This window comes from Arthrobacter sp. StoSoilA2 (genome assembly GCF_019977195.1).
Taxonomy (GTDB): Bacteria; Actinomycetota; Actinomycetes; order Actinomycetales; family Micrococcaceae; genus Arthrobacter.
In genome coordinates this window covers 1,820,193-1,843,706 of record NZ_AP024643.1, presented here as the reverse complement: position 1 = coordinate 1,843,706, position 23,514 = coordinate 1,820,193, and the positions used below count along the sequence as shown (strand labels likewise).

The following is a 23,514-nucleotide window of genomic DNA, read 5'->3' as shown; positions in this document are numbered from 1 at the left end:
CAAGGGGAAAGCAAGCACTCCGGCCCACGGGGCTCTTGCATAATGAACGAAGGAGTTCAGCATGGCTGCTGAAGACATCAAAAAAGGCCTTGCCGGCGTCGTGGTGGACTACACCGCCGTCTCAAAGGTCAACCCGGACACCAACTCCCTGCTGTATCGGGGATACCCGGTGCAGGAACTGGCCGCCAAGTGCAGCTTTGAAGAGGTCGCCTACCTGCTATGGAACGGCGAACTGCCCGACGATGCCCAACTGGCCGAATTTGTTGCCCGCGAGCGGGCAGGGCGTGCGCTTGATCCAGTGGTCAAGTCAGTCATTGACACGTTGCCCACCACCTCGCACCCCATGGACGTTTGCCGTACGGCAGCTTCCGTATTGGGAGCCCGGCACGAGCTGACGGAGGATTCATCCCCCGATGCCAACATGAAGAAAGCAATCGACCTCTGGGCCGCGATGCCCGCCGTCGTGGCCTACGACCAGCGCCGCCGGCGGGGTCAAGAGCCCGTGGAACCGCGGGAGGACCTGGACTACTCGTCCAACTTCCTGTGGATGGCGTTCGGCGAAGAGCAGGTTCCCGAAGTGGTGGAGGCGTTCAACGTCTCAATGATCCTCTACGCGGAGCACTCCTTCAACGCGTCCACCTTCACAGCCCGCGTGGTCACGTCCACGCTCTCTGACCTGCACTCCGCCGTGACGGCAGCGATCGGTGCACTGAAAGGCCCTCTCCACGGGGGCGCCAACGAGGCCGTGATGCACACCTTCGACGAAATCGGCATCCGCAGCGAAGAATCCATGGAGGAAGCCGCGGTCCGTGCGCGGGCGTGGATGGAGAATGCCCTTGCCCAGAAGAAGAAGGTCATGGGCTTTGGACACCGCGTCTACAAGCATGGCGACTCCCGCGTGCCCACCATGAAGGCCGCCTTGGACAAGATGATCGCCCACTACGGACGGCCTGAACTCCTGGGGCTCTACAACGGCCTCGAACAGGCCATGGACGAGGCCAAGGCCATCAAGCCCAACCTCGACTATCCCGCGGGCCCCACGTACCACCTCATGGGCTTCGACACCCAGACGTTCACCCCGCTGTTCGTCGCCAGCCGGATCACCGGCTGGACAGCGCACATCATGGAACAATTTGCTTCTAACTCGCTGATCCGTCCGCTGAGCGAATACAACGGGCCGGAAGAGCGGCACGTGCCGTAGCCTCTTGGCTTCTGGCCGCGCCGGAAGCCCACGATGGCGGAGGAAGCATACGACGGCGGGTCGGTCACCAAAAGGCGACCGGCCCGCCGTCGTATGCTGGAAAACCTGTCTTCTAGTCGGTTCCGGCCCAATCGATGGTGTGCACTTCAGCCACGCTCTCGTTATCGGCAGCCAAATCGACTCGAACTGCGATCCGCTGCCCCGAAATCATCGCGGGCAGCCAATGCTCGGCGTCGGCCCACATGCGTTCCACCGGTAGCTTGGACACCGGGAACCATTCGGGCGCAATCTCGTCGCTCTCCGACGGTTCGCCTGCCCAAGAACGCGTCAGATACACAGTGGTGTACATGTTCCATTCGGGTCGGGCAGGAAACACGAAGTCGATGATGCCGGCGGGGATGAGGTCCGCGGCCTGGACCACCACGCTGATTTCCTCCATGACCTCGCGGCACACCGCCTGCAGCGCCGTCTCCCCCGGCTCCACATGCCCACCCACGCCCACCACTTTCCCACGCCCAAAACCGGTCTTCTTTGTACCGAGGAGGACGTGTTCCCCGTCCACGCCGTCACGGAGGAGGAAGCACAGTGTCACATGGGCTGCTGTCATGCTGCCTACCTTAACCCGATCTCCTGCACCTGAGGTCCCATTGCCACAGTCAGCCCAATTGCTACAGTGAGCCCATGAACGAAGGTGGGGGCGAAGTGCATGCCGGGACACAGGCACAAGCGCAAGCCATCAACCAAGAGGTGAAGGCCCAGGCCGGGGAAGATGCCGAAACTGCCCCTCTGGCCGACGCCCCATCAGCCACCAGAGCCGGGCAGGAGCGCGACGCCTGGCTGCCCCGCTTGGTGGTGGCCCATCCGCTCTACGCCGGCTGGGCTTGGACGGTGGTGTGGGCCGGGCTCATTGTTCTGGATGAGGTGGTGGACCTGGCTGGTTGGACGTGGTACCTGCTGGTCCTCATCGCTGCCCTGCCAACGCTGCTGTCCACGCTGGCCGTGCTGCATGCCACCCCTCGCAGCCACCTCAAGGCAGTGGACGCCACTGTCCTGGGCCATTTCTTCGTCCGCTTCCTGGCCCTGGTGGTCGCCTTCGTGGTGTGGGCTGCCTCCGTGGTGATGAGTGCTTCCATCTCGACCACGGTGCAGACCGTCATCGGCGACTCCGAAAAGGAGGTGACCGCACTCGGCTTCAACCTCATGCTGGCGTCGGTCCCGCTGGTGCTCTCTGTCCTGTGGATGGCGTTCATCGTGCGGTGCGCCTGGTTCCTTCGCCGGCTACGCGGTTGGCGGCAAATACCGTTGAAGACGCGGGTACCCAAAAAGTTCCTCAAGGGACAGCCGCGGTTGAAGCGGGTGGTGGTGGGACTGGCCCACCCAGGCCTTCTGCTCGTGGCCGGTTTGGGGACGTCGCTGCTGGCATTGTTCGTCGATGCCGTGGAGTTGACGTTCAGTGTATTGGACTAACTGCAGCATCAACCGAGCGCGCGGGGATGGGCAGCAGCGTAAACCTCGCGCAAGGTGTCCGCGGTAACCAGCGTGTAGACCTGGGTCGTGGTAACCGATGCGTGCCCCAACAGCTCCTGGACTACACGCACGTCAGCCCCGCCTTCCAGGAGATGCGTGGCAAAAGAGTGCCGCAAGGTGTGCGGCGAAACATCCTTGGTGATGTTTGCCTTCTCTGCAGCAGCCTTGAGGATTGTCCAGGCACTCTGCCTGCTGATTCGGCCGCCACGGGCGTTCAGGAACAAGGCGGGAGTGCCCTTGCCCTTGGAAGCCAGCAACGGCCTTCCGCGGACCACATAGGCTCCGACCGCGCGTGCACCGTAAGAGCCCAAAGGAACCAGCCGCTCCTTGGAACCTTTGCCGAAGAGCCTGACTATTGCTGGTTCGCCGCCTGCGTGCTCCAGGGATACATCGTCAACGTCCAGCCCTACGGCCTCGCTGATGCGCGCGCCGGTGGAATAGAGAAATTCAAGCAAGGCCCGGTCCCTTAGCCCGGTCGCAGAGTCCGAACCCGCAGCTTCGAGAATCCGCGTTACTTCACCGACACTGATGGCTTTCGGAAGTCGTTTGCCCGGCATCGGCGGGTGGACATCGCTGGCGGGATCCGACGTCGTGGTTCCTTCAAGGGCCCAAAATTTATGAAGTCCGCGCACGGCCACTATGGTCCTGGCTGCGGAGCGGACGCCGAGGGCCGCAGCGCCATCGGAGCCGTCTGACAAGGCTTGGGCAAAGCCGGTGACGTGATGGCGCGTGACGTCTCCGGGGCGTTCCACGCCTTGGCCAGCCAGGAAGTTCGAATAACGGGCAAGGTCACGGCGATAGGCAGCCAAGGTATTGGCTGCCAGGCCGCGTTCCACGCCCACGTGCTGGAGGTAGTCGGTAACTCCTCGATCGATGCCGTTGGCAGGACGGGTGGCGGCCTCGGCCATTCTTAGCGCTGGCTCGGGTGCGCGGGCCACGGCGCGTCAGCGGGGCGCAGGCTGGAAAAGCCGTCGGCCTTCGCGGCGGCGGCAGCCAGGATTCCCAGGACCGCGGACGGATTGTGCAGGCGCCCTTCAAGGACAGCCTTCACGGCATCGTCGAGCGGAATCCAGTGGAACTCGATTTCCGACTCTTCGTCCGTGCGGACATGCAGGTCAGCCTCGGGAACAGCGCTCAACCCACGAGCCAGATATATCCGGACAGCCTCGCTGGAGGATCCCGGAGAGTTGAAGAAGTCCACCAGGACATTCCACGTGGCCGCAACAAGATCAGCTTCCTCAGCGAGCTCCCTGGCAGCGCCCGCCACGAAATCCTCGCCCTCAACGTCCAGCAACCCGGCCGGGATTTCCCAGAGATCCATACCAACAGGGTGCCTGTACTGCTTCAGGAGCAGGATTTCACCGTCAACGTTCATCGGCAGCACAGCCACCGCGCCGGGGTGGTCGATGTAGTCGCGAACCAGGGTGTCCGTATCCTCGCTGAGCTGGAAGGCGTCGCTGACCACATCCCAGATGCGGCCTTCATAGACCTTGCTCGTAGACAAAAGACGGCGCGGGCTCGGCGCATCCGAAACCTGCCTTGAGGTGCTGGGGGTTTCGGAAATGCCGGGCATCGCGCCGTCCTTCGTTAGTGCTTGCGTTTACGGTTTACTTGGCGGCCACCGCGCTACTTGGCAGCTACCGCACCGGCACCGGATTTGGTTCCCACAACGGCACCTTCACGACGCTCCAAGGCTGCCTTCACGAGGCCCGCGAAGAGCGGGTGCGGGCGCGTCGGGCGGGAGCTAAGCTCCGGGTGTGCCTGCGTAGCAACGTAATACGGGTGCACTTCGCGGGGAAGTTCAACGTACTCCACCAGCTTGCCGTCAGGCGAGGTACCCGAGAAGACGAGGCCCTCCGCCGCGATCTGGTCACGGTACTTGTTGTTAACCTCGTAGCGGTGGCGGTGGCGTTCGCTCACTGAAGTGGTGCCGTACGTCTCGGCGACAACGGAGCCCTCGTCCAGCTTGGCTTCATAGAGCCCCAGGCGCATCGTGCCGCCAAGGTCTCCCTTGCCTTCCACAATGTCCAGCTGCTCTTCCATGGTGGCGATGACCGGGTACTTGGAGTCCGGCTCGAACTCGCTGGACGAGGCGCCTTCCAGGCCAACCACGTTTCGCGCGTATTCGATCACCATGCACTGCAGGCCAAGGCACAGGCCCAAGACCGGCAGTTTGGATTCACGGGCAAACTTCAGTGCACCCAGCTTGCCTTCAAGGCCACGGATACCGAAGCCGCCAGGTACGCAAATGGCGTCGACGCCGGCAAGTGACTTGGTGGCACCGGCAAGGGTTTCGCACTCGTCCGAGGGGACCCAGCGGATCTTGACCTTGGCCTCGTTGGCGAACCCACCGGCGCGGAGGGCCTCGGTGACGGAGAGGTAAGCGTCCGGAAGGTCGATGTACTTACCCACCAGGGCGATCTCGACCTCGTGCTTGGGGTTGTGGACCGCTTCAAGCAGCTTGTCCCACTTGCTCCAGTCAACGTCCTTGAACGGCAGGTCCAGTGCGCGAACGATGTAGGAGTCCAGGCCCTGCGAGTGCAGCGTCTTGGGGATGTCATAGATGCTGGGTGCGTCCGCAGCGTTGACCACGGCGTCGATGTCGACGTCGCACATGCGGCCGATCTTCTCCCGCATGGCCTCGGGCACTTCGCGGTCCGAACGGATCACGATGGCTTCGGGCTGGATACCGATGGAACGAAGGGCTGCCACGGAGTGCTGCGTGGGCTTGGTCTTCAGTTCCTGGGAGGGACCGATGTACGGAACCAGGGAAACATGGAGGAAGAAGACATTGTTCCGGCCGATGTCCTGGCGCACCTGGCGGGCCGACTCGAGGAAGGGCTGCGATTCGATGTCGCCAACCGTGCCACCGATTTCGGTGATGATGACATCCGGAGCGTTCTTGCCTTCGGCGGGAAGGCGCATGCGGCGCTTGATCTCATCCGTGATGTGCGGGATGACCTGAACGGTGTCTCCGAGGTATTCACCACGGCGTTCCTTCGCGATGACCGTGGAGTAAATCTGGCCCGTTGTGACGTTGGCCGAACCTTCCAGGTTTTCATCGAGGAAGCGCTCGTAGTGTCCGATGTCGAGGTCGGTTTCGGCGCCATCATCAGTCACGAAAACTTCGCCGTGCTGGAAGGGATTCATCGTGCCCGGATCCACGTTCAAATAAGGATCGAGCTTCTGCATAGTTACAGACAAACCGCGTGCCCGCAGCAGGTGGCCGAGGCTGGAAGCCGTCAGACCCTTACCGAGCGAGGACGCCACACCACCGGTGACGAAGATGTGTTTGGTCGTCTTGGACGAGCCCGGGAACCGGGAATTTACACGGGAATTTGATCGCTGCACCACGGAATTCGAGCTTATCATCAATTACGCCTTCCAAGCGTCCGTCCGGATTCCCCAAATGGTCAATAGTTGCCCAAGACCATGCCTGCAATCAAGAGCCGGGCGGGACCAAGTGCACGGATGTGATAGTGGTCGCAGTCCGGCACCGGCCGCGTCCCCGGAATTTCCTACGCCCGCTGGGGAAGCAACTTCGCGTCGTCCAGCAACTCCTGCGCGTGTGCCTGGGCAGATTCCGAGTCTTCCTGCCCGGCCAACATACGGGCAAGCTCCTTCACGCGTTCGTCGTCATCCAGCAGTTGCACATCGCTGGAGGTGAATCCCGTGGACGTTTTTCCGTCGGCGCCCCGCACTGAGGTTTTGGTAACCCGGATGTGCTGGTCTGCGAAGGCCGCAACCTGAGGCAGGTGCGTCACAACGAGGACCTGGACGTGGCGGGCCAACATGGCCAGCCGGCGCCCGATCTCGACGGCCGCCCGTCCACCTACTCCGGCGTCCACCTCGTCAAAGACGAACGTAGGAACAGGATCCACCGCAGCGAGCACTACCTCGATAGCCAGCATCACCCTTGAGAGTTCACCGCCGGAGGCTCCCTTGCCCAGTGGGCGCGCAGGAGCGCCGGAGTGTGGCTGAAGGAGGAAGGCGATCTCATCCGTTCCCCAGGGGCCAAGCGATCCGCTGTCCTCTATTTGGATGATCAACGTGGCATCCGCCATGGCCAACGCCTTCAACTCTGCACTCACACGGGCCGAGAGGTCCTTGGCCGCCTTGAGACGGGCCTTGCTGATCGCTGCGGCCTGCTTGCGCAGGGTAGCTTCGGTCGAAGCCACCTCGGCATCCAAGGATTCGATGCGGCTTGAATCGTCCTGCAGCTCGTCCAAACGCACACGGGCCGTGGCCGCCCACTCCAGCACTTCATCGATGCTTGGGGCGTACTTGCGGATCAGTTTGGCCAAAGCGGCGCGGCGTTCCTCGATTTCGGAGAGCCGCTCCGGGCCTTCGGTGTCCAATGCGGCCTGGTAGCTGGACAAGTCAGCGGCGATATCGTTCAGCAGGAAGCCAACTTCGGCAAGCCGTGCAGCAGCGGCCCCCAGCGCCTCATCATGTTCTGCAACATGCTCCAGCGTCCGCTTGGCCGCATCCACCATCGATGTGGCATCGCCGGCATCCCCGAATTCCTCCGCGATGAGCGACTCATGTGCCGCCGCTGCTGCGAGCCGGAGTTCTTCAACGTTGGCAAGCTTCACGGCCTCAGCCTTGAGGGTCTCATCCTCACCCGGCTGGGGATCCACGTCATCGATCTCTTTGAGCGCAGCGTCCAGCGACTCCGCCTCACGAAGCCGTTCCCGCGCCTCGCTGCGAAGGGTCTCCAGCTCGGCCTGAATGGACTTCCAATGGTTGTACAGATCCTGGTATTCCCCCAGGACCTTCGCCAAAGGTGCACCCGCGAAGCGATCCAGGGCGTGTCGCTGCGCGGTAGCGCTCTTCAGCCTGATCTGGTCCGACTGGCCGTGCACCACCACCAAACTCTCGCCAAGTTCGGCCAGAACCCCCACCGGCGCCGCCCGTCCCCCAACGTAAGCCCGGCTGCGGCCATCGGCACCAACGGTCCGGGCCAGCAGGAGTTCAGCGACGCCGTCGAACTCCTCCGCCTCACCGCCGGCCTCCTTGGCCCGCTCCACCGCGCTGTGGGCTGGATCAAGCTTCAAGACTGCCTCGGCGGAGGCAGATTTGGCGCCGCTGCGGACGGCACCCGCGTCTGAACGGGCACCCAGGAGAAGCCCGACGGCGGTCACCACCATGGTCTTGCCGGCACCGGTTTCGCCGGTAACCACGCTGAGGCCGGGGCCCAGCGGCAGGGCGGCATCAGTAATGACACCGAGGTCACGGATTCGGAGTTCTTCAAGCATGCTTCACTTCGCATTCGTGGGGTCGGATGGCTCACCGTGCCCCGGGTACAGGGATGTTTCGGCGGCCCGGGAATCGTTCGGCTCCCGGGAATCGTTCGAGTCCCGGGAATCATTCGCTTCCCGGGGAGTGGGCAAAGGAGCCGGTGAAAGGGTTCGGATCACGGGGATTGGGCCAGTGTGGACTTCCCCCGACCGGGGAGCCGGACCGCGCCAGCCGTGGATGGGGAGCTGGAACTTCCGCACAAGCCGCGCCGAAAAAGGAGTCCTGTGCGTCCGTGCCAGTCGTACAGGCGTGGCTGAGCGGGTCACCTCGACACGCGCACCCGGAGGCAGATCAACAGAACGCCTGCCATCGCACCAAAGGACGCCCAGGGCATCCGTCCTGTTCATGATTTCCACGGCGAGCTTGGAACGCGGAGAGACCACCAAAGGCTTCGCGAAAAGGGCATGGGCGCTGATCGGCACAATGACGAGCGCTTCCACTTCAGGCCACACCACCGGCCCACCAGACGAAAATGCGTACGCCGTTGATCCCGTTGGCGTCGCGAGGACCACGCCATCACAGCCGAACGACGTCAGCGGGCGTTCATCCACCTCAGTGACGACCTCGAGCATCCGTTCCCGGTTGGCTTTCTCGATGGCGGCCTCGTTCAGGGCCCAGGTATGCCAGATCTTCTGGCCCTTGATCCACACCTGGACATCGATGGTCATGCGCTCTTCGACGGTGTACTGGCGGCTCGCGATCCACTCAACCGTCTGGGCCAGGTCAGCACGTTCGCTCTCGGCAAGGAAGCCCACGTGGCCCAGGTTCACGCCCAGCAAGGGAACGTCCACCTCCCGGACCAGTTCCGCCGCGCGCAGGATGGTTCCGTCGCCACCCAGAACCATCACCAATTCCACGTCTTCCAAACTCACGTCGTCGTGGAGGATCTCAATGGGGGTGTCAACGGCACCAAAAAAGCGCTCGACATCTGCCAATTCCGACTTCTGGAGGACCGGAACCAGGCCCGAGGAGTGCAGCTGCGTACAGGCATCCCACGCCGCCCGGAGCGATTCCTCCCGCCCTGTGTGGGCAAGGACAAGTACATGCCTGCTCATCGGGTTCTGCTTTCTAGTCGTTTGGCCAGAGGTTCTTTATCAACGCAGCAACGTCCTCGTCCCGCTCTTCGATCTTAGGCAACACAGCGGACATCCTGCGCTTCATCCACAGGAAGTACTCAACATTTCCGTCCTGGCCCGGGAGTGGACTTGCTGCCAGGCCATGAAGTTCCAGCCCGGCATCAAGTGCAGCGCGGGCCACTTGGGCCACCGCCCGGCGTCGTTCATTCTCGGAAGACACCACGCCGGTGCGGCTCAGCCGCTCCTTGCCGACTTCAAACTGCGGCTTGACCATCAGGACAAGGTCTCCGCCGGGTTCCGTGCAGGCAGCAAGGGGGCCCAGGACCAACGTCAGGGAAATGAAGGACAGGTCTGCAACTGTGAGGGCCGCGGTGCCGCCGATCTGGTCCGGCGTCACGTACCTGACGTTTAGCCCCTCATGGACCACCACGCGGGGATCATCGCGAAGGAGCGGCACCAGTTGGCCGTGCCCGACGTCGACCGCCACCACTTGCGCGGCGCCTTGCCGAAGCAGCACGTCGGTGAAGCCACCAGTGGAGGCTCCGGCGTCGAGACACCGCCTCCCGGAAACTGCGACCCCCGGAAACGCTGCCAACGCGCCAGCCAGCTTATGCCCGGCGCGGCTCACGTAGATGTCCTCAAGGTGGGATTGGACGTCCAGGTCTGTACCGGCGTCCACCTGCTGGGCCGCTTTGGCCAAAACGACCCCGTCTGAACTCACCTTGCCGTCGCTAATGAGCTTGGCAGCATGCGTCCGGGACCTCGCCAGCCCACGCGTCACGAGTTCCTGATCAAGTCTTGCCATCCGCTATTTGTCGCCTTCCGGGCGGGTAGGACTGGCATGCCGGTCAGAAGCCGGCGGGAGGCCAGGCTCAGCATCCAGCGCCTCCAGGAGAGAGTCATGAAGTGCTGAATACAGCCCGGCATGCTCGGCCACCGGAGCGCCATGAACGCCCTCCAATAAACTGAGGGCACGGTCCACCGGAGCATCGCCGGTGGAATCGAGAGCCTCCGGCCAGTGAACAGCGGTACGTTCAGCCTCAGCTTCCGGGAGATTGATGGGCTCAGTCATCGCACCAGTCTAATGAGTTCGCCATTCCAGCTTCGGCGCTTGGGCCACAGCCGTGTCCGGAACCGCAGCCCACCAGGCAGCGCACGCCGCCCGCCACGTGTCGAGGTCATCCTTGTGCCCTGTTAGCGTGACCTTGCCGTCCTCGGCAATCGCAGAAGCTGCACCGCAACGGTAGGTGCCGCCGTCGCTGACGATTTCGGGGTATGGATTGTAAAGATCACCCAGATCCGCCAACAGGTAATCCGGGCGCTCTTCCGTCCGTGCAGCCAGAATCGTCAGCGTGGTATCGACGCCGGTGAGTACCGCCGCCGTCGCAAATCCCGCACGATTACCGCCCAGGATATCCGTATCCAAACGGTCCCCCACTACCAAAGGACGGTCCGACTTCAAGCGCTTGGCCGCAGCGTGGAACAACGGTGCTTCAGGTTTACCGGCCACCATAGGCGTCTTGCCCGTTGCGGCCGCAACAGCGGCAACGAGAGTACCGTTGCCAGGAGCCATACCGCGCGCCTGCGGGATGGACATATCCGTGTTGGTCGCGAACCATTGGGCGCCACCGGCAACAACATAGGATGCCTCAGCGAGGTCCTTCCAGCCGATCTCCGGGTTAAAGCCCTGGACAACAGCAACTGGCGACTCCGCCGCACTATGCACGGGCTTGAGGCCCACGAGCTCAATCTCGTGAGCCAACGCCGCACTGCCAGTGATGAGCACGTGAGCCCCCGCAGGCAGCATGGAAGCAAGCAACTCCCCCGCGGCCTGCGACGAGCTGACCACCTGGTGATCCTCCGCAGGCGCTCCCAATTCCCTCAAGTGCGCTGCAACCTGGGCGGGAGTACGCGAGGCGTTGTTCGTCACGTAACCCAGCCCGACGCCTACCGTCTCCAGGCGCTGCAGCGACTCTACAGCTCCGGGAATGGCGTGGGGACCCGCGTAAACGACACCATCAAGATCGGAAAGAACCGCGTCAAAGGACGAAATGAGTGAATCAGCCATGCTGGGAGTCAGTGCCCTGTTCGTGGGTAGCCTCTTCATCGATGGATTCCGCGTGGGACACGATTTCGTCAGCCTCTGCTTCTTCTTCGGCTTCGTCAGACTCTTCTGCTGAATCAATATCCGATTCGGCATCGTCCGACTCGAAGTAATCCGATTCGGCATCATCGATGTCAACGTCGTCGTGTTCGGCATCTGCAGCAGCCGCCTCGGCGATCACCGATTCGCTTTCCGGCCTAACGACGTCGGAATCCTCGCCGCGCTTCTCGAAGCGCGGCTTCCGCGCCGCTGCTGCTTCTTCCTGCTCGTCCCAGCCGAGATCAAGAATTTCCGGTTCAGCGAAGTCGCCAACACCCAAGGCATTCTCGGCAACCACTGCCTGGCGGGCCCACTTTTCGGCTTCCTCGGTGCGACCCACAGCCGTCAGTGCTTCCGCATACGCGCGGAACAGACGGGGGCTGTAGGAGAATGCCCGATTAATGTCCAGCTGCGGGATCTCAAGTTCGGCAACAGCAGCGTCAAGCTGGTTAAGGTCAGCGCGTGCGCCCGAAGCCACAATCGCCAGCTCTACCTTGCCCGGAGCATCCAGGTCCTGCGCTTCCGGAGAACGGACCATGTCCAGTGCACGGTCAGGACGGCCAAGGCCACGCTCACAGTCCGCCATGACAGGCAGGTGAACGTTGGACCCGCTGATGCGGCGGTACGTACGGAATTCGCGGAGCGCTTCGCCATAGTGACCCGCAGCGTAAGCCGTCAGGCCAACAGCCTCCCGGACAGCCGAGAGCCGGCCACCCCTGCGGCTGGCAGCCAAAGCGTGCTGGAAGGCCAACTCCGGCTCGATGTCGATCAGGCGACCGGCCATGACCAGGTGCTTGGCAACCCAGCCTGCGCTCTGCTCTTCGAGGGTCTTGATCTGATGGCCGGTGGCGCGGTCAAGTTCCTTACCCGTGACATCCTCATCGATCTCGGGAGAACGTTCGCGGTCAGGGCGGTTGGCGCTGCGAATGTCCTTCGCGTTGGGAACCCGGGCCGGACGGTCTTCCCATGAGTTGGCGCGGTCATTGCTGAAGGGACGACGGTCGCCGCCACGGTCCGGACGGTCACCGAAGGGCTTACGCTCGCCACGGTCATTGTTGAACGGACGACGCTCCTCGCCATCACGACGAGGACCATCAAAGTTCCGCGGACCACGCTCAGGACGGCTACCGAAGGGCTTACGCTCGCCACGGTCGCTGTTGAATGGGCGACGCTCACCATCACGCGCCGGACGATCGCCACGGTCGCCACGGTCACCGCGGTCACCAAAGGGCTTACGGTCACGATCGCCACCGAAGGAACGACGCTCGCCATCACGGGGCGGGCGGTCACCGAACGGCTTACGCTCGCCACGGTCATTGTTGAACGGACGACGCTCACCATCACGCGCCGGACGATCACCACGGTCACCGCGGTCACCAAAGGGCTTACGGTCACGATCGCCACCGAAGGAACGACGCTCACCACCACGCTCGGGACGGTCACCGAACGGCTTACGCTCGCCACGGTCATTGTTGAATGGGCGACGCTCAACATCACGCGCCGGACGATCACCACGCTCACCGCGGTCACCAAAGGGCTTACGGTCACGATCGCCACCGAAGGAACGACGCTCGCCATCACGGGGCGGGCGGTCACCGAACGGCTTACGCTCGCCACGGTCGCTGTTGAACGGACGACGCTCACCATCACGCGCCGGACGATCACCACGGTCACCAAAGGGCCTGCGATCACGATCGCCACCGAAGGAACGACCCTGCTCATTGCCGTCGCGATTCTCCCTGGAACGGAATCCGCGAGGATCTCCACCGGAGTTATTGTTGGGGCGGAAAGAACCGCGGTCGCCGCGATTCCCGCCAAAGTTTCCGCGGTTGCCGTCGCGATTGCCGCCGTTGTGCTCAGCCATGGTGGATTCCTCCTGTTGCGAGCCGACCACTGGCGCGTGCGTAGTCGCTCATAACCCTTATTTCGTTGTCACGCCGTCTGCAGCACGGGGCTGCCGACTCGTATGTCTTATGCAATTCTAGGCGACAGCACCTCAGTCGCCGAACGTCAGAGCAGCTCCAGGGGTGTCCCGTGGCAAGTCTCACAGCGTTATTGGCGCGGTGTCTTCCGGGGGTTTAAATGGGTCAAGCCCCGGCCGTGGTGGACGGGGCTTGTCTTGTGTTGGTCTGTTTTTTCTCGTTTGAATGCAGTCGCTTTAATGCGGGAGACCCCCAACCCTGTGTGGGTTGGGGGTCTCTACCTAATGTGTGTCCGGCGGTGTCCTACTCTCCCACACCCTCCCGGGTGCAGTACCATCGGCGCTGTGGGTCTTAGCTTCCGGGTTCGGAATGGGACCGGGCGTTTCCCCCACGCTATGACCGCCGTAACCTTGTTACCCGTCCCGCGCACCGGTTTTGGGGTGTGGGGTGGGAAGACTGTGTGGTTACAACTGTGGTGTTGTGTATTTAGTTGTTGGTTCCTGGAACGGTTGTTGTTCGGGAACCACATAGTGGACGCGTGCAGTGTGTTGTGTGTGGTGTAAGTTGTTGGCCTATTAGTACCGGTCAGCTTCACGAGTCTTTGGTCCTCGCTTCCACATCCGGCCTATCAACCCAGTGGTCTGGCTGGGGGCCTCTCACACGTATTGTGTATGGAAATCTCATCTTGAAGCGAGCTTCCCGCTTAGATGCTTTCAGCGGTTATCCCATCCGAACGTAGCTAATCAGCGGTGCACTTGGCAGTACAACTGACACACCAGAGGTTCGTCCGTCCCGGTCCTCTCGTACTAAGGACAGCCCTTCTCAAATTTCCTGCGCGCGCAGCGGATAGGGACCGAACTGTCTCACGACGTTCTAAACCCAGCTCGCGTACCGCTTTAATGGGCGAACAGCCCAACCCTTGGGACCTACTCCAGCCCCAGGATGCGACGAGCCGACATCGAGGTGCCAAACCATGCCGTCGATATGGACTCTTGGGCAAGATCAGCCTGTTATCCCCGAGGTACCTTTTATCCGTTGAGCGACGGCCATTCCACAATGTACCGCCGGATCACTAGTCCCGACTTTCGTCCCTGCTTGAGATGTCTCTCTCACAGTCAAGCTCCCTTGTGCACTTACACTCGACACCTGATTGCCAACCAGGCTGAGGGAACCTTTGGGCGCCTCCGTTACTTTTTAGGAGGCAACCGCCCCAGTTAAACTACCCATCAGGCACTGTCCCTGACCCGGATCACGGGCCGAAGTTAGATGTCCAAAGTGACCAGAGTGGTATTTCAACGATGACTCCACCCGAACTGGCGTCCGGGCTTCAACGTCTCCCACCTATCCTACACAAGCCACTCCGAACACCAATACCAAACTATAGTAAAGGTCTCGGGGTCTTTCCGTCCTGCTGCGCGTAACGAGCATCTTTACTCGTACTGCAATTTCGCCGAGTTTATGGTTGAGACAGCGGGGAAGTCGTTACTCCATTCGTGCAGGTCGGAACTTACCCGACAAGGAATTTCGCTACCTTAGGATGGTTATAGTTACCACCGCCGTTTACTGGGGCTTAAATTCTCAGCTTCGCCCACAAGGGGCTAACCGGTCCTCTTAACCTTCCAGCACCGGGCAGGAGTCAGTCCGTATACATCGTCTTGCGACTTCGCACGGACCTGTGTTTTTAGTAAACAGTCGCTTCCCCCTGGTCTCTGCGGCCCACACCCGCTCACGGAGAGCAAGTCTCCATCACGGGGCAGGCCCCCCTTCTCCCGAAGTTACGGGGGCATTTTGCCGAGTTCCTTAACCATAATTCTCTCGATCGCCTTGGTATTCTCTACCTGATCACCTGTGTCGGTTTGGGGTACGGGCGGCTAAAACCTCGCGTCGATGCTTTTCTAGGCAGCATAGGATCACCGGATCCCCCCGAACGGGAGTCCCATCAGATCTCAGGATCGTGCTCGAAACACACAGGAACGGATTTGCCTATCCCTGACCCTACATCCTTGGACCGGGGCAACCATCGCCCGGCCCGGCTACCTTCCTGCGTCACACCTGTTAATACGCTTACCTCCCGGGATCAGGTCCCGCGCTCGGCCAAAACCCACACACCACAAGGGTGGGCGGGCAGGCTCCGGGCGGTTAGTATCCCCCGCTTGGCATGGGCGGTTTTTCGCCGGTACGGGAATATCAACCCGTTGTCCATCGACTACGCCTGTCGGCCTCGCCTTAGGTCCCGACTTACCCAGGGCAGATTAGCTTGACCCTGGAACCCTTGATCATTCGGCGGACGGGTTTCTCACCCGTCTTTCGCTACTCATGCCTGCATTCTCACTCGTGTAGGCTCCACCGCTGGTTTCCACCGCGACTTCACTGCCCACACGACGCTCCCCTACCACTCCACACCCCTGAACCACGAAGGCTAGGGTACCGTGTGAAATCCACAACTTCGGCGGTGTACTTGAGCCCCGCTACATTGTCGGCGCGGAATCACTTGACCAGTGAGCTATTACGCACTCTTTCAAGGATGGCTGCTTCTAAGCCAACCTCCTGGTTGTCTTCGCAACTCCACATCCTTTCCCACTTAGCACACGCTTAGGGGCCTTAGTTGGTGGTCTGGGCTGTTTCCCTCTCGACTATGAAGCTTATCCCCCACAGTCTCACTGCTGCGCTCTCACTTACCGGCATTCGGAGTTTGGCTGACGTCAGTAACCTTGTAGGGCCCATCGGCCATCCAGTAGCTCTACCTCCGGCAAGAAACACGCAACGCTGCACCTAAATGCATTTCGGGGAGAACCAGCTATCACGGAGTTTGATTGGCCTTTCACCCCTACCCACAGCTCATCCCCTCCATTTTCAACTGAAGTGGGTTCGGTCCTCCACGACGTCTTACCGTCGCTTCAACCTGGCCATGGGTAGATCACTCCGCTTCGGGTCTAGATCACGCCACTACACTCGCCCTGTTCAGACTCGCTTTCGCTACGGCTACCCCACACGGGTTAACCTCGCGACGTAACACTAACTCGCAGGCTCATTCTTCAAAAGGCACGCCGTCACAGCTACAAGGCTGCTCCGACGGATTGTAAGCACACGGTTTCAGGTACTGTTTCACTCCCCTCCCGGGGTACTTTTCACCTTTCCCTCACGGTACTGGTCCGCTATCGGTCATTAGGAAGTATTTAGGCTTATCAGGTGGTCCTGACAGATTCGCACGGGATTTCTCGGGCCCCGTGCTACTTGGGATCCTCTCCAGGCGGTACACAACATTACGGTTACGGGGCTCACACCCTCTCTGGCCGGCCTTTCAAGACCGTTCACCTATGCCTGCACCTCACCTCACCGGTCCGGCAGAACCAGTACGGAAAGTCCCACAACCCCGCCCATGCAACGCCCGCCGGCTATCACACATGGAAACGGTTTAGCCTGATCCGCGTTCGCTCGCCACTACTAACGGAATCACTCTTGTTTTCTCTTCCTGCGGGTACTGAGATGTTTCACTTCCCCGCGTTCCCCCCACGCACCCTATGTGTTCAGATGCGGGTCACACAATCACCCAAAAGCGTTGTGCGGGGTTTCCCCATTCGGACATCCTGGGATCAACGCTCGGTTATCAACTCCCCCAGGCTTATCGCAGATTCCTACGTCCTTCTTCGGCTCCTAATGCCAAGGCATCCACCGTGTGCCCTTAAAAACTTGACCACACAAGATCAAAAACTTACTCGAGAGAACCACGACCACAAAGGGCCAGGTTCATTCATAAGAAATTGCTGTAAGAACACACACAAACATGTGCGTGTTCTAGATGCTCGCGTCCACTATGTAGTTCTCAAACAACAACCCCGTCAACCAGACCCCCAACACCCACACAGGGTGCCGGTACGAACCGGAAGCAGGAACAAAAGAAACACCAGAACTGTGTCCCCCTGCATTGCTGCAAAAAGGTCCTGTTGCCTCAGGACCCAACAGTGCGCCAAACACAACCCACACAAACCACGCCCCGGCACGTTCCCAACACCACACACCCCCAAAAGGGGCACGCACTGCCGTACTAACACCAGGACACAACCGGTCAGGCCATGCCAAACAAACGTTTGATTCGTTGATATTCCACCCATGAGCACCCACCGCAGAACATACGCCTGCGCAATGGGCAACACTGACAACCACCAGCCCCCGCATGCACGGGAACCAGACACGGTTGTTAGCAGCTCCTTAGAAAGGAGGTGATCCAGCCGCACCTTCCGGTACGGCTACCTTGTTACGACTTAGTCCCAATCGCCGGTCCCACCTTCGACGGCTCCCCCCACAAGGGTTAGGCCACCGGCTTCGGGTGTTACCAACTTTCGTGACTTGACGGGCGGTGTGTACAAGGCCCGGGAACGTATTCACCGCAGCGTTGCTGATCTGCGATTACTAGCGACTCCGACTTCATGGGGTCGAGTTGCAGACCCCAATCCGAACTGAGACCGGCTTTTTGGGATTAGCTCCACCTCACAGTATCGCAACCCTTTGTACCGGCCATTGTAGCATGCGTGAAGCCCAAGACATAAGGGGCATGATGATTTGACGTCGTCCCCACCTTCCTCCGAGTTGACCCCGGCAGTCTCCTATGAGTCCCCGCCATAACGCGCTGGCAACATAGAACGAGGGTTGCGCTCGTTGCGGGACTTAACCCAACATCTCACGACACGAGCTGACGACAACCATGCACCACCTGTAAACCGACCGCAAGCGGGGCACCTGTTTCCAGGTCTTTCCGGTTCATGTCAAGCCTTGGTAAGGTTCTTCGCGTTGCATCGAATTAATCCGCATGCTCCGCCGCTTGTGCGGGCCCCCGTCAATTCCTTTGAGTTTTAGCCTTGCGGCCGTACTCCCCAGGCGGGGCACTTAATGCGTTAGCTACGGCGCGGAAAACGTGGAATGTCCCCCACACCTAGTGCCCAACGTTTACGGCATGGACTACCAGGGTATCTAATCCTGTTCGCTCCCCATGCTTTCGCTCCTCAGCGTCAGTTACAGCCCAGAGACCTGCCTTCGCCATCGGTGTTCCTCCTGATATCTGCGCATTTCACCGCTACACCAGGAATTCCAGTCTCCCCTACTGCACTCTAGTCTGCCCGTACCCACTGCAGAACCGGAGTTGAGCCCCGGTCTTTCACAGCAGACGCGACAAACCGCCTACGAGCTCTTTACGCCCAATAATTCCGGATAACGCTTGCGCCCTACGTATTACCGCGGCTGCTGGCACGTAGTTAGCCGGCGCTTCTTCTGCAGGTACCGTCACTTTCGCTTCTTCCCTACTGAAAGAGGTTTACAACCCGAAGGCCGTCATCCCTCACGCGGCGTCGCTGCATCAGGCTTTCGCCCATTGTGCAATATTCCCCACTGCTGCCTCCCGTAGGAGTCTGGGCCGTGTCTCAGTCCCAGTGTGGCCGGTCACCCTCTCAGGCCGGCTACCCGTCGTCGCCTTGGTAGGCCATTACCCCACCAACAAGCTGATAGGCCGCGAGTCCATCCAAAACCACAAAAGCTTTCCACCACCATGACATGCGCCAGATGGTCATATCCGGTATTAGACCCAGTTTCCCAGGCTTATCCCAGAGTCAAGGGCAGGTTACTCACGTGTTACTCACCCGTTCGCCACTAATCCCCCCAGCAAGCCAGGGATCATCGTTCGACTTGCATGTGTTAAGCACGCCGCCAGCGTTCATCCTGAGCCAGGATCAAACTCTCCGTTGAAAACAAAAAATCAAACAGACACAACCACACCCACCGGAAATAACGGCGAACACGGCTGCACAAAATTCGAAACCAGCTGAAAACCAAACCACCACACACGGGGGTGCGCAGCAGCCTGGCCATAATTTCAACCAATCAAAAAACAATCGGCATCAACAAACTTGGCACACTATTGAGTTCTCAAACAACAGGTCACTATTCCAAAGCAGTACCACCAGCCTTCGCTGGATCGCTCCGGAGCAACTTTTCAAACTTACCCGATCAACCCGATCTTGGCAAACCAACGTTTCCGCGATTCCCGATCCAGGCCCCGGCCCCACCCGGCAACCAGCACGCCCAAAAGCGCACCATATTCCAGGCTGTTATCAAAGGGGGTCGGCCCCCGCAGTTCCCAGCACCAGGCTGTCTCACTCGCGGCGACTCAGAAGACATTACACGCCCACCAGCCCCCACACAAATCCACCCCAACACCACCCAAAAACCGGCCAAAACCGCCCAAACACAGGCCAAACAACGCCACAGACCCGCCAAAACCACCCCAAAACCCCAAAAACCAACCCCAGTGAAGCCCGTCACACCAACCACACCCCACCACCCCGCCGCCAAACACCCACGCCAACCACCGCCGTCGAACACCACACCCCCAACCCACCAAAACCCCGCACGATCCGAGAGAACGATCCCCCAAACCCCGCACGATCTGAGAGAACATCCGAAGAAGGCGGCGCCCATCCGGCAACGCGCGTCCAAGGCAGGAACGACCGAGCGCGCAGAGGAAGACCACCGCCTTCGCGCCAACCACCCACCCACCTTCGCGCCGCGCCAACCACCCAACCGCCTTCGGCGCCCACCCACGCACAAACACGCTTAAACGCAGAAAAGACCGGCAACCACAACGGTTGCCGGCCCTTTCAGGTATTGCGATGTACGGCGAACTAGGCCGAAACCTCAATCGTCGCCAGGTTCTTCTTGCCCCGGCGAAGGAGCAGGTACCGGCCATGAAGCAGTTCATCCTGCGCGATAACGGCATCCGGATCGGAGACCTTGGTGTTGTTCACGTAGGCGCCGCCCTCCCCGATGGTCCGGCGGGCTGCCGACTTGCTGTCGGACAAACCGGCGGCCACCAACAAGTCGATGATTCCAAGACCGTCGGCGCTGATCTTCGCGGAGGGAAGTTCCGCGGTCGCTGCTTCCAGGGTGCGCTCGTCCAGGACGGTGAGATCGCCGTTGCCGAAGAGTGCTGCCGAAGCGGCGATGACCTTTTCAGTCGCATCGATGCCATGCACCAAGGACGTGACTTCGAACGCAAGCTTCTTCTGGCCTTCCCGTGCGAAGGGACGCTCCGCAACAGCCTGGCCAAGCTCTTCAATTTCCGCACGTGAAAGGAACGTGAAGACTTTGAGCCGGTCCACCACGTCAGCGTCGGCCGTGTTCAGCCAGAACTGGTAGAACGCGTACGGGCTGCACATTTCGGGGTCCAGCCAGATGGCGTTGCCCTCGCTCTTGCCGAACTTGGTACCGTCCGAGTTGGTGATGAGCGGCGTACCCAGGGCGTGGACGCTCTTGCCTTCCACCTTGCGGATGAGTTCGGTACCGCTGGTGAGGTTGCCCCACTGGTCCGAGCCACCGGTCTGCAGTGCACAGCCGTAGTCGCGGAACAGTTGGAGGTAGTCCATGCCCTGCAGGATCTGGTAACTGAACTCGGTGTAGCTAATGCCCTCTTCGGAACTCAAACGGGAGGCGACAGCATCCTTGCGAAGCATGGTGCCCACCCGGTAGTGCTTTCCGATCTCACGGAGGAAGTCGATGGCACTCAGCGGCGCCGTCCAGTCCAGGTTGTTGACCATGCGTGCCGCGTTATCGCCCTCGAAACTGAGGAAACGGCGCACCTGCCCCTGGAGGTAGCCGACCCACTCCGCAACCGTGTCCTTGGTGTTCAAGGTGCGCTCCGCCGTGGGGCGCGGATCACCGATAAGGCCCGTGGATCCGCCAACCAGGCCGAGCGGCTTGTGGCCAGCCAACTGCAGGCGCCGCATCAGCAGGAGCTGCACCAAGTTACCCAGGTGAAGGGACGGAGCGGTGGGGTCAAAGCCACAGTAATACGTGATCGGGTCCCCGGCGAGCAGCTTTTCCAGTTCCGTTTCGTCGGTGGAAACGTGGATCAGGCCGCGCCATTTGAGCTCCTGCCAGATGTTGGCAAAGGCGGGATCGTTGTGCTGGGACTCGATGTTGTTTACGTGTGACACGAGTTCTAAGTTAGCAGGATTGTTGGGTTCACTTTTCCTAGCGTTCGATGCCGGCGGGCAGCGGTGCCGCGGCGATGAGCCTGAGCCGCTGCGTGGGTCGGGTCATAGCGACGTAGAGGTCGCCCACCTTGCCGTGCTCGTGATTGAGCATGGCAGCCGGCTCCAGGACGATGACGCCATCAAATTCCAGGCCCTTCGCTTCCTTGGGGCTGATGACCACGATGTCCTGCTCGTAGCTTCCGGCTCCCGAGCCGATGCGGCGGCCGTAGATCCCGCGCAGCGCGGCAGCCGCCTGCGGCAGCAGTGGGCCGTCGGCGATGACAGCCAGCAGGCCGCCGTCGATTGCTTCCACTTCCTCAGGCAGGACCTCGACCAGGCGGGAGACAATTCCGTCCGCTTCGACGCGGTCCACGATGGGCGACCATTTGCCTTCGCGCACGGCCTTCGGAGCCGAGACCACCAGGCCTGCGCGGTTGGCCATCCGAACAGCGGCTTCCGCGATCTGGGACGGCGTGCGGTAGTTGACGGTCAGTTCTTCGAGCTGCCAGCGGTCACCGAACGACGGCGCGAGCGCGCTTTGCCACGAATTGGCGCCTGCCGCTGCACTGGTTTGGGCGATGTCCCCCACGATCGTGAAGGACTTCAGCGGGCAGCGACGCACGAGGAGCCGCCACTGCATGGCCGAAAGTTCCTGTGCCTCATCAACCACGATGTGGCCGAAAGCCCAGGAACGATCGCTCGTGGCGCGCTCGGCTGCGGTGAGCCGGTTCTCGCGTTCCTGGTTCTGGTCTGCCAGTTCTTCGGCGCTCACCAGGACATCCACGCCCATGGCTTCCATGTTGGCCAGGGTCTGCCTGGCGTTGGCCAGATCGCGGGCGCGGTCGGCTTCCTGCTGGGCCAGTCCCCTGCCCGCGGCAGGATCCAGCTCACCGAGCAGCTCGGCAGCTTCGTCAAGGAGCGGCACGTCCGCCTCGGTCCAGGGCGCATCCGCTGGGCGTTGCAGAAGGGATCGCTGTTCCGGTGTGAGGTGTGGCGTGCAGGCTTCCAGGATGGCGGGCTTGCTGAAGAGCTCGGAGATCAGCTTCTCCGGAGTCATCGGCATCCAGCACAGGTTCAATGCGATGCGGACGTCCCGCGCGGACCGGACGTCTTCGGCGAGGTAGGCGCGATCGGCGTTATTGCCGATGTTCGATTCCTCGACGAGGTCCGTTAGTTGCTCCGTGAGCTCACGCAGAAGGATCTTGACGAACGTCAGCCGGGCTTCGTTGTGCGGCTTGCCCGTGGCCCGGGCCTTTTCCCGTGCGCGGCGGACCTGGCGGACGGTCAGCGTCAGCTTGCGGGAATCGACTTCGAGAATGCGGTCTTCTACAGGCGTGCGCTGCCGGTTTGCCACGGCGTTGGCCACCACCGTGGCCATGTCGAGCTTGCCTTTGAGCGCGGCAACGTCCGGATCTTCCTCGGGAACAGCGTGGATTCCGGGCATAAGCCGGCCAAGACTGGCCATGACGACGCCGGTCTCGCCCAGCGAGGGCAGTACACGCTCGATGTAATGCATAAACGACGACGACGGTCCCACCAGCAGAACGCCGGCACTCTTGAGCCGATCACGGTGCGTGTAAAGGAGGTAGGCGGCGCGGTGCAGTGCCACTGCGGTCTTACCCGTCCCTGGACCACCTTGTACGACGAGCGCGCCCGAGATCGACGAACGGATGATCCTGTCCTGCTCCGACTGGATGGTTCCCACGATGTCCGACATGCGGCCCGTGCGCTTGGAATTCAGGGCCGCAAGGAGCGCGCCCTCGCCCTGCAGGGAATCGTTGTCCGCGAGCATGCCGGCATCCAGGACATCGTCCTCGATCGCCTTCACGTCCCGGCCTTGCAGGATCAGGTGTCGACGGCGGCGCACGCCTTGGCGGTCGAAAGCGGTGGCCTGGTAGAAGTGGCCGGCCTCCGGGGCGCGCCAGTCAACCATGAGCCGTTGGAGATCGGCGGTAGACAACCCGATACGGCCAATGTACTGGGCCTCCCCCGAGTCCAGATCGAGGCGCCCGAAGACCAAACGGTCATCGACGGCGTCGAGCTGGGCAAGGCGGTCCTCATACAGCGCGGCGAACGCGTCACGTTCGGACACGTTTTGCATGGTTCCCACTGCACCGGCCTTACGCACCTGGGCCAGCTGGGCACGCTTTTCTTCGCGCAGCTCATCGAGCCGGGCGTACAGCCCAGCAACGTATTCCTGCTCGTGGACCAAATCAGCGTCGTGCATCGAACCGTAACCCCTATCGCAAAAGACAGACCGTCCATTCTACAGCGATTTTGGTAAACGTGTTTGGTCCAGGTCATATGGCGGACCAGCGGCCAA

General features: G+C 61.2%; 14 protein-coding genes and 3 rRNA genes. 2 read left to right on the top strand and 15 right to left on the bottom strand.

Going from position 1 to position 23,514, the window contains the following annotated elements:
* Window positions 1–61: 61 nt before the first annotated feature.
* Window positions 62–1,201 (top strand): bifunctional 2-methylcitrate synthase/citrate synthase, encoded by a 1,140-nt coding sequence (locus LDN82_RS08455; RefSeq protein WP_224089483.1) that lies wholly within the window; start codon window positions 62–64, stop codon window positions 1,199–1,201.
* A 112-nt stretch (window positions 1,202–1,313) separates the two neighbouring features.
* Here LDN82_RS08455 and LDN82_RS08450 read toward each other — a convergent pair whose 3' ends face one another.
* Window positions 1,314–1,808, bottom strand: coding sequence for an NUDIX domain-containing protein (locus LDN82_RS08450; protein ID WP_224089482.1), 495 nt, complete (start codon window positions 1,806–1,808; stop codon window positions 1,314–1,316).
* Window positions 1,809–1,882: 74 nt separating this feature from the next.
* On the opposite strand from LDN82_RS08450, the gene LDN82_RS08445 reads away from it, so the two are divergent.
* On the top strand, window positions 1,883–2,668 hold the full coding sequence (locus tag LDN82_RS08445; RefSeq protein ID WP_224167036.1) for a hypothetical protein: 786 nt from the start codon (window positions 1,883–1,885) through the stop codon (window positions 2,666–2,668).
* An 8-nt stretch (window positions 2,669–2,676) separates the two neighbouring features.
* Here LDN82_RS08445 and xerD read toward each other — a convergent pair whose 3' ends face one another.
* The 14 genes from xerD to LDN82_RS08375 form a co-directional block, all read right to left on the bottom strand.
* Window positions 2,677–3,636, bottom strand: coding sequence for a site-specific tyrosine recombinase XerD (gene xerD / locus LDN82_RS08440; RefSeq protein WP_224167502.1), 960 nt, complete (start codon window positions 3,634–3,636; stop codon window positions 2,677–2,679).
* 2 nt (window positions 3,637–3,638) lie between these two features.
* Window positions 3,639–4,301, bottom strand: a complete 663-nt coding sequence (locus LDN82_RS08435; protein ID WP_224089477.1) for an NUDIX hydrolase — start codon at window positions 4,299–4,301, stop codon at window positions 3,639–3,641.
* A 53-nt stretch (window positions 4,302–4,354) separates the two neighbouring features.
* The gene (locus tag LDN82_RS08430) at window positions 4,355–6,100 is read right to left on the bottom strand and encodes a CTP synthase (protein ID WP_224167035.1); all 1,746 of its coding nucleotides are present in this window, start codon (window positions 6,098–6,100) and stop codon (window positions 4,355–4,357) included.
* A gap of 146 nt (window positions 6,101–6,246) precedes the next feature.
* Window positions 6,247–7,986, bottom strand: a complete 1,740-nt coding sequence (recN, locus tag LDN82_RS08425) for a DNA repair protein RecN (RefSeq protein WP_224167034.1) — start codon at window positions 7,984–7,986, stop codon at window positions 6,247–6,249.
* Window positions 7,987–7,989: 3 nt separating this feature from the next.
* Window positions 7,990–9,084, bottom strand: a complete 1,095-nt coding sequence (locus tag LDN82_RS08420) for an NAD kinase (RefSeq protein ID WP_224167033.1) — start codon at window positions 9,082–9,084, stop codon at window positions 7,990–7,992.
* Between the two features lie 13 nt (window positions 9,085–9,097).
* Window positions 9,098–9,910 (bottom strand): TlyA family RNA methyltransferase, encoded by an 813-nt coding sequence (locus LDN82_RS08415; protein WP_224167032.1) that lies wholly within the window; start codon window positions 9,908–9,910, stop codon window positions 9,098–9,100.
* Window positions 9,911–9,913: 3 nt separating this feature from the next.
* The gene (locus LDN82_RS08410) at window positions 9,914–10,177 is read right to left on the bottom strand and encodes a hypothetical protein (protein WP_224167031.1); all 264 of its coding nucleotides are present in this window, start codon (window positions 10,175–10,177) and stop codon (window positions 9,914–9,916) included.
* Between the two features lie 9 nt (window positions 10,178–10,186).
* Window positions 10,187–11,173 (bottom strand): HAD-IIA family hydrolase, encoded by a 987-nt coding sequence (locus LDN82_RS08405; RefSeq protein WP_224167030.1) that lies wholly within the window; start codon window positions 11,171–11,173, stop codon window positions 10,187–10,189.
* Entirely contained in the window at window positions 11,166–13,112 is a 1,947-nt protein-coding gene (locus LDN82_RS08400) for a hypothetical protein (RefSeq protein ID WP_224167029.1), read from the bottom strand. The genes LDN82_RS08405 and LDN82_RS08400 overlap by 8 nt, the downstream gene beginning before the upstream one ends.
* A 348-nt stretch (window positions 13,113–13,460) precedes the next feature.
* A 5S ribosomal RNA gene (gene rrf / locus LDN82_RS08395) occupies window positions 13,461–13,577 on the bottom strand.
* Between the two features lie 147 nt (window positions 13,578–13,724).
* Window positions 13,725–16,866, bottom strand: a 23S ribosomal RNA gene (locus LDN82_RS08390).
* Window positions 16,867–17,383: 517 nt separating this feature from the next.
* A 16S ribosomal RNA gene (locus tag LDN82_RS08385) occupies window positions 17,384–18,906 on the bottom strand.
* The 16S, 23S and 5S rRNA genes sit together here, the layout of an rRNA operon.
* Window positions 18,907–19,841: 935 nt before the next feature.
* Window positions 19,842–21,152, bottom strand: coding sequence for a tyrosine--tRNA ligase (tyrS, locus tag LDN82_RS08380; RefSeq protein ID WP_224167028.1), 1,311 nt, complete (start codon window positions 21,150–21,152; stop codon window positions 19,842–19,844).
* A gap of 37 nt (window positions 21,153–21,189) precedes the next feature.
* Window positions 21,190–23,418 (bottom strand): AAA family ATPase, encoded by a 2,229-nt coding sequence (locus LDN82_RS08375; protein ID WP_224167027.1) that lies wholly within the window; start codon window positions 23,416–23,418, stop codon window positions 21,190–21,192.
* Between the last annotated feature and the right edge of the window lie 96 nt (window positions 23,419–23,514).

Coding starts and splice junctions, on each gene's coding strand:
- LDN82_RS08375 (WP_224167027.1), bottom strand. CDS start 23,418: ATGCACGACGCTGATTTGGTCCACGAGCAGGAATACGTTGCTGGGCTG.
- LDN82_RS08420 (WP_224167033.1), bottom strand. CDS start 9,084: ATGAGCAGGCATGTACTTGTCCTTGCCCACACAGGGCGGGAGGAATCG.
- LDN82_RS08405 (WP_224167030.1), bottom strand. CDS start 11,173: ATGGCTGATTCACTCATTTCGTCCTTTGACGCGGTTCTTTCCGATCTT.
- xerD (WP_224167502.1), bottom strand. CDS start 3,636: ATGGCCGAGGCCGCCACCCGTCCTGCCAACGGCATCGATCGAGGAGTT.
- LDN82_RS08445 (WP_224167036.1), top strand. CDS start 1,883: ATGAACGAAGGTGGGGGCGAAGTGCATGCCGGGACACAGGCACAAGCG.
- LDN82_RS08410 (WP_224167031.1), bottom strand. CDS start 10,177: ATGACTGAGCCCATCAATCTCCCGGAAGCTGAGGCTGAACGTACCGCT.
- LDN82_RS08435 (WP_224089477.1), bottom strand. CDS start 4,301: ATGCCCGGCATTTCCGAAACCCCCAGCACCTCAAGGCAGGTTTCGGAT.
- LDN82_RS08400 (WP_224167029.1), bottom strand. CDS start 13,112: ATGGCTGAGCACAACGGCGGCAATCGCGACGGCAACCGCGGAAACTTT.
- LDN82_RS08415 (WP_224167032.1), bottom strand. CDS start 9,910: ATGGCAAGACTTGATCAGGAACTCGTGACGCGTGGGCTGGCGAGGTCC.
- LDN82_RS08430 (WP_224167035.1), bottom strand. CDS start 6,100: ATGATAAGCTCGAATTCCGTGGTGCAGCGATCAAATTCCCGTGTAAAT.
- recN (WP_224167034.1), bottom strand. CDS start 7,986: ATGCTTGAAGAACTCCGAATCCGTGACCTCGGTGTCATTACTGATGCC.
- LDN82_RS08450 (WP_224089482.1), bottom strand. CDS start 1,808: ATGACAGCAGCCCATGTGACACTGTGCTTCCTCCTCCGTGACGGCGTG.
- LDN82_RS08455 (WP_224089483.1), top strand. CDS start 62: ATGGCTGCTGAAGACATCAAAAAAGGCCTTGCCGGCGTCGTGGTGGAC.